Source organism: Scytonema sp. PRP1 (assembly GCF_036697665.2).
Taxonomy (GTDB): domain Bacteria; phylum Cyanobacteriota; class Cyanobacteriia; order Cyanobacteriales; family Nostocaceae; genus Kalymmatonema; species Kalymmatonema gypsitolerans.
The window spans coordinates 50439-60774 of the sequence record NZ_JBAHYJ020000134.1 but is presented as its reverse complement, the minus strand read 5'-3'; the positions used below and the strand labels follow the sequence as shown (position 1 = coordinate 60774).

The following is a 10336-nucleotide window of genomic DNA, read 5'->3' as shown; positions in this document are numbered from 1 at the left end:
CGTTGACCAACTTTGAGTAATTTTAATGAAACCCCTACACTTATTGTGGTTGGCAAACAGGACATTTTAACCCCAGTGAAACTTTCTGAGCAACTTGCTCAAGGTATTCCAAATGCCGAACTTGTCGTTCTTGACTGTGGTGGACACGGCTTCTTGGTAGAATCTGCGGATGTTGTGGCTACAGTTATGCTCAACTTCCTGAGAAAGCATAACCTGCACACCACAACCGCGTAGGTAGAGTAGCGGAACTAGAAGAAGCAATACAGGATATAGGGACATGGGAAAAAAGCAATTCAAAATTTAAAATTTAAAATTCAAAATTTCTCCCCATCTCCCTCATCTCTCCCATTTTCCTTTAGGCTGCTCGTATCCTTTGCAAAACAATGAAGCCCAAAAAGCAGATGATACCTATGGTAGTGGCAAGCATCTGTATCAAGGTCATGTTTTGTAGTCTCATCGCCAGCAAGTTACAAATCAAGGTAATTGACCAAAGAGTCAGCGCGGCGTGGCGTTGAGACAAGCCCCAAGCTAGTAAGCGGTGGTGCAGGTGGTCTTTCCCAGGGGTGCTGAGAGGATTTTTGCCCGCCATAAGCCGCCGAACAAACACTTGGGTGGTGTCGAGTACTGGTAACAGCAAAAACAGAACCGGCGCTACTAAAGAGACAGCGGTGGGTGCTTGGAGGTTACCTAAAATACTCGTAGCAGCTAGCACATAACCGAAAAAGTAGGCTCCGGCATCACCCATAATGATGCGCGAGGGGTGGAAGTTGTGGCGCAAGAAGCCCAACGCCGCACCCGCCAAAGCTGCTAGAACTAACGTTGCTGCTGCACGATTAGGAACCTGAGCGGAAACTGCTAACAAGCCCATGGCGGTGATAAAGCTGACTCCTCCCGCCAAACCGTCCATACCATCCATCAAGTTGACAGCATTGGTGATTCCTACTACCCACAGTACTGTTAGTAATACTGATAATGTAGAGTCAATGGGAGTACCAAAAGAAACTTCAATAGTGATACGATTAGCAACCAGCAACAGAGCCGTGAGGACCTGAATTAACAATCGAACAAGAGGGGGTAAACCAAATTGGTCGTCGATAAAGCCCACAAGAACTAGTATCGAACCCCCTAGAAGAATCGTCTGTACTTCAGCCAGTACCCTTTCGAGTTCGATAGGTCGTAAGAGACTAGCTAGTACCACTGCGGCAATTACTCCTGCATAAATAGCCAGACCCCCTGCATTAGGCAAAGGTTCTCGGTTAAGCCGTCGCGCATTAGGTTGGTCAGCCCAACCAACACGCAAGGCAAATTTGCGGACTGCCGGAATCAAACGCCAAGTTACACTACAAGCCAAAAGGAACGTAAATACTACCGCCAACCAGCCGGAACCGCTAGGGTCGGCAATACCGAGGGACCGAAGGGAGCTGTATATGTTCATCTCCCGATTTAACTATGATTGCCAATGTGCATAAGCATCAACTGTATACTAATCATTTTTTTCCTAACTATTTGTAACCTTATAAAAAGTTGCTTCTAATATAGAGTCATTCCGGAGGAAAGGGTATCGAGGGTAGGGGCATGACAGCCTTGCGCCCCTAAGGGGATAGGGTATAGGGTAAAGAAATTATTTTTTTATTTTGTACTTGGAATTTTGAATTGTCACTCGCCCGACACTCCAAAGCCTAAAATCATCTCTTAGAATCCAAGTTGGTACCAATAAGGTGAAGAGGACTGGGGAACTCGGGGTCCCCACTCCCTCCGGTCGTGGGGATTAGGGGCAATGGGGATTAGGGACCTTTGTTTGCTTTTCATCCAATTATGTGCAAGCCAACAAAGCCCAGACAAATATGCGTGGAAATTTTTCCCAGTCGCAAGTCGCCAGTCCCCAATCCCAGAGCCACGTTCCTCCCCGACCAACAAGTACGTATGATGGGGGAGAAACGCCGCTTTTGTGTTGAAGTCATTAGCACTCAGCGGTCAAGAGTGCTAAATTGTCTATTGGAAGCGCTAGAGAACACCAAACATGGCAAAAATTGTTTCATTTAATGAAGATTCGCGCCGGGCGTTAGAACGAGGCATTAATGCTCTTGCTGATGCCGTGAAAATTACCTTAGGACCAAAAGGTCGCAATGTTCTGTTAGAGAAAAAATTTGGTGCACCCCAAATTGTCAACGATGGTATCACCGTTGCCAAAGAAATTGAACTCGAAGACCCTTTAGAAAACACTGGCGCAAAACTCGTCCAGGAAGTGGCGTCAAAAACCAAAGATGTGGCTGGAGATGGCACCACCACTGCGACTGTGTTGGCGCAGGCGTTGATCAAAGAAGGTTTGAAGAATGTCGCCGCAGGTACTAACCCCATTGCCCTGAAGCGGGGAATCGACAAAACCGTCGAGGCGCTGGTGCAGGAAATTGCAGCAGTAGCCAAGCCAGTAGAAGGTGCGGCGATCGCCCAAGTTGCCACTGTCAGCGCGGGTAACGACGAAGAAGTCGGCAGAATGCTGGCTGAGGCGATGGACAAAGTCACCAAAGACGGTGTAATCACCGTTGAAGAATCCAAGTCTCTGACAACGGATTTAGAAGTTGTTGAGGGGATGCAGATAGACAGGGGTTACATCTCCCCCTACTTCATCACCAACAACGATCGCTTGACTGTAGAATTTGAAAATGCCCGTATCCTGATTACTGACAAGAAAATCAGCAGCATCCAAGATTTAATTCCAGTTTTGGAAAAAGTCGCCCGTTCCGGTCAACCGTTGCTGGTTATCGCCGAAGATGTGGAAGGGGAAGCTTTGGCAACTTTGGTGGTGAACAAAGCGCGAGGAGTGCTGAATGTCGCCGCTATTAAAGCGCCTGGGTTTGGCGATCGCCGCAAAGCATTGTTGCAAGACATTGCCATTCTCACCAACGGACAGCTGATTTCCGAAGAAATTGGCTTAAGCTTGGATACCGCTTCTTTGGAAACCCTGGGAACTGCCCGGAAAATCACGATTGACAAAGAAAATACCACCATCGTCGCTGCTGGTGACAACACAAAAGCAGACGTGGAAAAGCGAGTTGGTCAAATTCGCAGACAGCTCGAAGAAACAGATTCAGAATACGATAGAGAAAAACTGCAAGAACGCATCGCCAAGCTGGCTGGTGGAGTTGCGGTGATTAAAGTGGGGGCGGCAACAGAAACCGAACTCAAAGACCGCAAACTGCGGATTGAAGACGCCCTCAACGCTACCAAAGCGGCTGTGGAAGAAGGTATCGTTCCTGGTGGTGGAACAACTCTCATTCACTTGTCCAAAAAAGTGCAAGAGGTGAAAAACAGTCTTAACGCCGAAGAACAGATTGGCGCTGATATTGTAGCACGAGCGCTCGAAGCCCCCTTGCGTCAAATCGCAGACAATGCTGGTGCTGAAGGTTCTGTGATTGTCGCCAGAGTGCGGGAGAGTGATTTCAACGTTGGCTACAACGCTGCTACTGGCGAATTTGAGGACTTGATTGCTGCTGGAATCATCGACCCCGCAAAAGTCGTGCGTTCAGCTTTGCAAAACGCCGCTTCCATCGCTGGAATGGTTTTAACCACCGAAGCGATCGTGGTTGAGAAACCAGAGAAGAAACCCGCTGGCGGTGCGCCTGACATGGGCGGCATGGGCGGTATGGGCGGCATGGGCGGCATGGGCGGCATGGGCGGCATGGGCATGATGTAGTCCCGGTTTGCCATTGTTTGCCATTTTGTAGATACGCATTGTAGAGACGCGCCATGGCGCGTCTCTACATATCAGGAAAATCTCACTAAATTGCCAAATTTTCCTTCGCCCACAAAGCAGCTTGAGTACGATCGCGTAACCCCAACCGCCCCAAAATTTGCGTCACGTAGTTTTTCACCGTCCCTTCAGTCAGATGGAGGGTTTGGGCAATTTCCCGATTATTTTTACCTTCAGCAATCAGAGTTAAAACTTCTAATTCCCGTTCACTAAAACGTTGCTGTGGGGTATTTTGCTTCATAGTACCCGGAGAACGCAACTGAGCAAAAACTTTCGGTGCAATAGTCGGACCAAGTTGACAATGTCCTTGATCGAGAGTGCGAATTGCCGTTGCAAGTTGTGCTGAAGGTGTACTTTTAAGAAGATAGCCGAGTGCGCCTGCTTGTAGTGATTGCCAGATATACTCGTCTTCGTCAAAGGTAGTTAGCACAAGAATTCTAATCCAAGGAAAGCATTGATGAATTTCACGAGTTGCTACAACTCCGTCACAGACTGGCATTCGCACATCCATGAGAATGACATCTGGTTGTAGGGTTTGGGTAAGAGCGATCGCTTCTTTCCCATGACTCGCTTGTCCAACAATTTCCAAGTCCTCTTCTAACGCCAGCAAGGAGGCTAATCCTTGGCGAAAGAGTGGTTGGTCATCTACAAGCAATAATCGAATCATCTTAAGTAATTTTAGATTTTCGTTTTGGATTTTAATTTTAAATTTACTTGGCACGCTCGTTTTGACTCTGCCCAAGCCTAAAGGCAGGGCATTCACTTTTGAGTTCTGCCGTATTTCTTAGCTATTTTACTGTCGGGGGAAACGTATATCAGTTAGGGTAACAAAAAATAGGTATCCAACTTAATGGACTAAGGGAAGGTAAACCGTTCTAGCCCTACACTATTTAAAAATTATGTTAGATAAATTTGAAGTGTCCTCACATCACTTTGATGACGCTAGCTTCCTCCAAAGTAAAACCGATAAAATCTATCAAGACTTGAGCCAGGGTATTGACGTAGGATATGCGTTTCTTAAAACCTTTCACCAGCAAGCAAGATTCCTGATTGTGGGAGTCAGACTCGAAATTGAAAAGTCCTGCATTCATTATCATCAATTCGATGCGATGTGCAATGAGTTGCAGTTGCTTTACATCATCTTTGGTGAACTGGTGAAACTCAAATGTGCCGACGTGCAAGACGCCGATAACTCCCTGCTTAATGAGTAATGGAACGCCAATAAGTGATTTCAGACCCTTTGCACGTAGGATTGGACTAACAATCTCTATAGCTGACAAATCATTGACTATCATCGGCTCAATGTTTGCAGCGATACGACCCGCGAAACCTTGTCCGATGGGGATACGAACCTGTTGTTTGATTTCCTCTTCTAGTCCGATGGTGGCAGATACAAATAAATTCTGTTTGTCTGTAGTAGGTAGTAGCAGCGTGACAGTATCTACAGACATATATTTTTGTAGCCAATCGAACTGCTTTTTAATCGAAGGAACGAGCTGATTTTCTGTATTATCCTGTCGATTACTTACGAATATATTCCAGCTTTTGTAGGAGGTTAGTAAACCAGCGTAATCTCTCCATCTACGTGCTAATGATACTGGAATAAACGAGAGTACAAGTGCTGCTATAGTTCGTAGGTTCAACTTTTGTTGGATCAAAGCATGGAAAAGATAGGATCGTGCTTTTGCTGGCTGTTCAACTTGCACCAAGCCAATAGCCAAAGTTGTATGTGCCTGTAACCATTTCTCCCGAAAATAACTCTTGAACTCTTGTAGCTGCTCATCTTGCATAAATTGGCGGTAGCAGTAGATACCAGCTTTCCCAGCCCGAATCTTTGATTGAATGCTCATATCGCCATTAGCAAACGTTTCCGATTGAAAATGCACACGGTATCTGCTTAATCTTTCTGGCGAATAATATGCTGCACCACCATTGCGGCAAGCAAGGTAGGTTAAGTACAGATCCCAGTATGCTCCCATTTCGGGGAGAAAATCATTCCATTCAATAGCATCCTTACGGATGACGGTAGCCAGGGCAGAGGGAACAGCTTGATGGACAAGCGCTATTTCATAAAAAGGCTGGTAAACTCCTTCTTTTAGCTGGTCTCGCTTCCATCGCTGAGTATTTTCCTCTGTAGCAGCATAATCAATTTTGCCAGCCGAGTCCATTATGTAATGATCGCTGAAAGCGATGACCAAATCTGGATTGGCATCAAGATGCGGAACAAGCTTTTCTAAAAAGTTTTCATTCCAAATATCATCGTCATTCAGGCTAGCAACATATTTCCCTCGTGCTTCCTTAAATGCAGCTATAACATTGCGGGATCTTCCTAAATTTTTTGCATTGCGCCGGAATCGGATTCGTGGATCTTGAAAAGATTCAATCGTTTTTGCGGGGCTTTCAGTACTACAATCATCAGACACAATAATCTCAATATTTTTATACGTTTGTTGTACAGCACTTGCGATCGCTTGTATAAGAAAATTTGGGCGATTATAAGTTGGGATAATAACGCTAACTAGAGAGTGTTGTGAATCAAGATTTAGCGACATAGTCTTAAGTGGATGGAAGTGTCGCTTATCATTGTCGTAGCTTAAATTGTTGATGTTCTGAGATTTACCGAAAGTTCGCAAAACTTTTACAAACTTGAATGCAAAAATCTCCTTTTTTGACCTAGCAACCTCGCGCGCCGCATGGCGGGTGGGGAATGGGAGCATGCGGAGTTAAAGTGGAATCATGGCTTGAATTTGAGTTCCCTCACCAACACTACTCTTAATCTTCAGTTCCCCTCCCAAAATGTGAACTCTCTCCTGCATTCCTCGCAGTCCAAAACCTGTGTGAGGTGCGCTGACTTCAAAGCCTTGTCCATTATCAGTTAGTTTTAGAATAATCGCATTGGGTGTTTGATAACCTTTGAGACTGACAACACTAGCCGAGGCGTGTTTTTGAATATTCGTTAGTCCTTCCTGCACAATACAATAAAGTTGGTGGCTAGTTTGAACAGGTAATTGCGGAAGTTTCACATCGAGCTGAATGACAAATGCTTGGTTTCGTCCAACTTGTTCCACCAAGGTACTGAGCGCTTCATTAAGATTAAAATTAGTCTGTCGCATTGTTTGCACAGACCGCCTGACTTCAGATAAGCACTGATTGGTTAAATCTTTGGCAATATCCAAAGACTTTGCAGCTTGAATGGGATCGCGTTGGTACAATTTTTGAGCGAGTTCCAATTGCACATCCAATGTTGTGAGAGAATGTCCCAAAGAATCATGTATTTCACGAGCAATGCGAGTTCGTTCCAAAGTTGCAGCTAACGTTTCTACCTGTTGGGTGAGAACCTCTGCTTTTTGTCTGCTTTTTTGCTCTGCAATGATCACAAAGGCAAATAAAATAACAAAGGTACTAGCTGCTAGGTAGCTACTAGTGTCGTTGATAATATTCCTGCTAATTATAGAATTTACGTCATATAATCGAGCTATACGTTGAGCAATATGGGCACGATCAAACTCAATGATTGAAGGTAAACTGCAAAGCCAGACAACATTCCAAAGTATTCCAGTGGCGATCGCAGTGATGACTAGTTCTTTTCTCTTAAGTAAAAAGCAGCCTTTTGTCAGCACAAGATACAGTAACATATCTAGTCGCCAATTGACTGCTCTGGCAGACATGATTGGTAATATTTCTAATAATATATAAGCTCGTCTTTGCCAAATTGGGCGATTCATCGGCAATAGAAAACTTAATAAAGTCGATACACTCAGAGACGCAAAAATAACATAAGTAGGTATAAGTTGGGACGCATAAACATCTTTAGGGCGATTCACTATTATGAGGAAAAAGTAGACAACCAAAAGCGTCCACTCTACATATTGCAAAGTCCGACGGATAGAAGAAGTTGTGGCGATTGGATTCATTGGAGTCTATCGCGTGAAGTAACAGGGGAAATCAAAACATACAGCACATTGTTCGTGCATGAAGTACAATGCTCTTGTCTAAAAGCCAGACAGAAAGCCCTTTTTACGGATGACGGATGACGGATGACGAATGATTCTGCTGTATCTTGGGCAGGCTTGCCATCATGAAAACATAACATTTGTCATCAATACGCATGAGCCTATATGATTTTTTATACAGTATAAATAGAAATATTACACTAGTACAGCAGGGCGTAAATAATACCGAATTGCGTTCATCGCTGCAACTACCCCCCCGCTCTCCAAGTTCGCAAAGAAGGGCGGGGGGTGACGTAATTGAGTTTAATGTCGTTTCAGATATTGTATTAATATTTTTGAAGTAGTTTGTCTTGCAAGGGCAAACTGTTTTTTTGATAGTATTGCTAATTTATAGCGGTTCTCGGCTGTATTCAAGGTAGCTGTTGTGAGGTAGATATCTTACCTGCCTTTAACACAGCACAGACAAGACGCCTTTGTTATAAGAAAATCAGAACTGTCATGCATTCAATTGAAAAATGCACTACAGTACTACATAAAACTTTGATTGACTTGTAATTGTAAAATAACTGACAAATAATGAAAGAAATTAACCACATTGTCCTCTCTCAAGACCAAAACTCAAGAGTCCGAAGTCTTTAACAAAGAACTTATGACGAATGACTAATGATTCAACCAGGTAAAAGTTCATGGTAAGAAAACTCCGCCGCTCGCTTCAAGTCGTTCCTAAACCTTATAACGAAGATGACTTCTATCACCAACCAGGAACCATACCAGGAACCATCATTATTCCCACAGATGCTTCACCACCAAAAATTACGTTGATTGACTATCATGCCAGCGATGTCATTCGTAAAGAACTGAAGACCCCGGAAGAGTGCACCCCCTATCTAGATAGGGAATCTGTTTCTTGGGTGGAAGTGCAAGGTTTAGGGGATGAAGACATTTTGCGACGCCTGGGAAAGGTGTTTGCTCTACATCCTTTGGTATTAGAAGATATTGTTAATGTGGCAGAGCGTCCAAAAATAGAGGAATATGAAGACCATTTGGTGATTATTTGCCGAATGGTTGTGCCAAAGGAAAGAAGATATGGGTTTTATAGTGAGCAAGTGAGTTTCGTATTGGGGAAACATTACTTGCTCACAGTACAGGAAGAGCCAGATCATGATTGTTTGGAAGGAGTGCGATCGCGAATTTGCAACAATAAAGGCACTATCCGCAAGCGCAAAGCAGATTATTTAGCTTACGCTTTGTTAGATGCAATTGTCGATGGCTTTTTTCCAGTTCTAGAGCGTTATGGTGAGCAAATCGAAGATTTAGAGGAAGAAGTCATAGTAAACCCCACCCGGCAAACACTACAAAAAATTTATCACGTTAGGCGAGAATTACTACAGCTGCGTCGCTACATCTGGCCCCAACGGGATGCAATTAATTCTCTGATTCGCGATGGCAATGAACTTATTTGTGAGGAGGTGAGAATTTACCTGCGGGATTGTTACGACCATACAGTGCAAGTGATGGATATGGTAGAAACTTACCGGGAACTTGCATCAGGGTTGATGGATGTTTATCTTTCGGCAGTAGGTAACAGAATGAATGAAATCATGAAGTTTTTGACAGTGATGTCGTCAATTTTTATTCCGCTCACTTTTATTGCCGGAATTTATGGGATGAACTTCAATACTGAAAAATCGCCATATAATATGCCAGAACTCAATTGGTATTGGGGTTATTTTCTGTGCTTAGGATTGATGGCTGCGATCGCATTTATTTTGGTATTCATTTTCTGGCGGCGCGGCTGGTTCCAAAATTTTTCAAAAATTAATCTTGATTCCAAAACTTGAGATGATCAGTAAGTTGAGTCACAAAAATTAGTACAGGGAGTTAATATACAAAGTTATGAGAACCGGCGACAACAATTTAGTTATTCTGACACTTTATATAATTGGCATTACTTACACCTTTAACCAGATGGTGGAATCAATCGATGAACAAGTAAAGATTGATTTCAAGAAAGCATCTGTAGACCAACAACTGAAAGAACAAAATCTCCAAAACACAATTGGGATTAGTTTTGGGGGACTGGCAAAGACGTACCCAATTGACAAACCACAATCTTTGTCGATTAACATTGAAAATAAATCCCAGGATTTAGCAATATACGTTGATTGGGACAATTGCGCTTTTGAAGAATTTGACGGAACCTCCAAGCGAGTCATTCGGATGTCACCAGACATAACCCGTGACTTAGCTGTATTACAAACTCCCAGTCTGATTGTCCCTGGTAAAACACTGAGAGAATCAGTCTCATCTGAAAGTGTTTTCCAACTGGATGCAATAACTAGAACATATACAGCAACGAAAAACTCGGTGGCTAACGTCCTCAAATGGAAAACAAGCCCTGTAAAGGCACAAAAAAAACAATTTAATGAGTTTATAACCAGAAAACGCAACTTTGAGTTTTCGCTAGATTTAGTGTTTCGGTTAGCTGAAACAAATGTGGGTGTCGCTCAGGGTAGGAATATCCCTCCCCTATGCATTGTCAAGTGTCCTTTCACTGTTAGGAAACTACCTTGGACGTATGCCTTGCCTTGGAATAAGATGCGGTAAACCAAAACTACTGGTTTGGTCATTC

General features: G+C 43.7%; 7 protein-coding genes and 2 pseudogenes. 4 read left to right on the top strand and 5 right to left on the bottom strand.

Annotation, left to right across the window (positions count from 1 at the left end; genetic code table 11):
• Positions 1-12: 12 nt before the first annotated feature.
• Positions 13-234 carry an alpha/beta fold hydrolase gene (locus V5G28_RS35735; protein WP_442994326.1) on the top strand — a complete coding sequence of 74 codons (222 nt, stop codon included), beginning with the start codon at positions 13-15 and terminating at the stop codon, positions 232-234.
• A 121-nt stretch (positions 235-355) separates the two neighbouring features.
• On the opposite strand, the gene V5G28_RS35730 is transcribed toward V5G28_RS35735, so the two are convergent.
• Complete coding sequence (locus V5G28_RS35730; protein WP_332994854.1) at positions 356-1435, bottom strand: MraY family glycosyltransferase; 1080 nt, start codon at positions 1433-1435, stop codon at positions 356-358.
• Between the two features lie 585 nt (positions 1436-2020).
• Between V5G28_RS35730 and groL the strand changes: the two genes are divergently transcribed.
• On the top strand, positions 2021-3694 hold the full coding sequence (gene groL, locus V5G28_RS35725) for a chaperonin GroEL (RefSeq protein ID WP_332994851.1): 1674 nt from the start codon (positions 2021-2023) through the stop codon (positions 3692-3694).
• 85 nt (positions 3695-3779) lie between these two features.
• On the opposite strand, the gene V5G28_RS35720 is transcribed toward groL, so the two are convergent.
• The 4 genes and pseudogenes from V5G28_RS35720 to V5G28_RS35705 form a co-directional block, all read right to left on the bottom strand.
• Entirely contained in the window at positions 3780-4418 is a 639-nt protein-coding gene (locus tag V5G28_RS35720; protein WP_332994848.1) for a response regulator transcription factor, read from the bottom strand.
• A gap of 256 nt (positions 4419-4674) precedes the next feature.
• A pseudogene (locus tag V5G28_RS35715) lies at positions 4675-5202 on the bottom strand (GAF domain-containing protein); the annotation flags it as partial.
• 126 nt (positions 5203-5328) lie between these two features.
• A pseudogene (locus tag V5G28_RS35710) lies at positions 5329-6303 on the bottom strand (glycosyltransferase family 2 protein); the annotation flags it as partial.
• A 171-nt stretch (positions 6304-6474) separates the two neighbouring features.
• Entirely contained in the window at positions 6475-7665 is a 1191-nt protein-coding gene (locus tag V5G28_RS35705) for a sensor histidine kinase (protein ID WP_332994845.1), read from the bottom strand.
• A 725-nt stretch (positions 7666-8390) separates the two neighbouring features.
• Here V5G28_RS35705 and corA point away from each other — a divergent pair.
• Both corA and V5G28_RS35695 read left to right on the top strand, forming a co-directional pair.
• Positions 8391-9545, top strand: coding sequence for a magnesium/cobalt transporter CorA (corA, locus tag V5G28_RS35700; RefSeq protein ID WP_332994842.1), 1155 nt, complete (start codon positions 8391-8393; stop codon positions 9543-9545).
• Between the two features lie 55 nt (positions 9546-9600).
• A complete protein-coding gene (locus V5G28_RS35695; RefSeq protein ID WP_096563949.1) occupies positions 9601-10311 on the top strand; it encodes a hypothetical protein in 711 nt (236 codons plus the stop codon).
• Positions 10312-10336 lie beyond the last annotated feature (25 nt).

Excerpts from the sequence above, each read along its gene's own strand:
- V5G28_RS35695 (WP_096563949.1), top strand. The coding sequence starts at position 9,601 with ATGAGAACCGGCGACAACAATTTAGTTATTCTGACACTTTATATAATT.
- V5G28_RS35720 (WP_332994848.1), bottom strand. The coding sequence starts at position 4,418 with ATGATTCGATTATTGCTTGTAGATGACCAACCACTCTTTCGCCAAGGA.
- groL (WP_332994851.1), top strand. The coding sequence starts at position 2,021 with ATGGCAAAAATTGTTTCATTTAATGAAGATTCGCGCCGGGCGTTAGAA.
- V5G28_RS35730 (WP_332994854.1), bottom strand. The coding sequence starts at position 1,435 with ATGAACATATACAGCTCCCTTCGGTCCCTCGGTATTGCCGACCCTAGC.
- corA (WP_332994842.1), top strand. The coding sequence starts at position 8,391 with ATGGTAAGAAAACTCCGCCGCTCGCTTCAAGTCGTTCCTAAACCTTAT.
- V5G28_RS35705 (WP_332994845.1), bottom strand. The coding sequence starts at position 7,665 with ATGAATCCAATCGCCACAACTTCTTCTATCCGTCGGACTTTGCAATAT.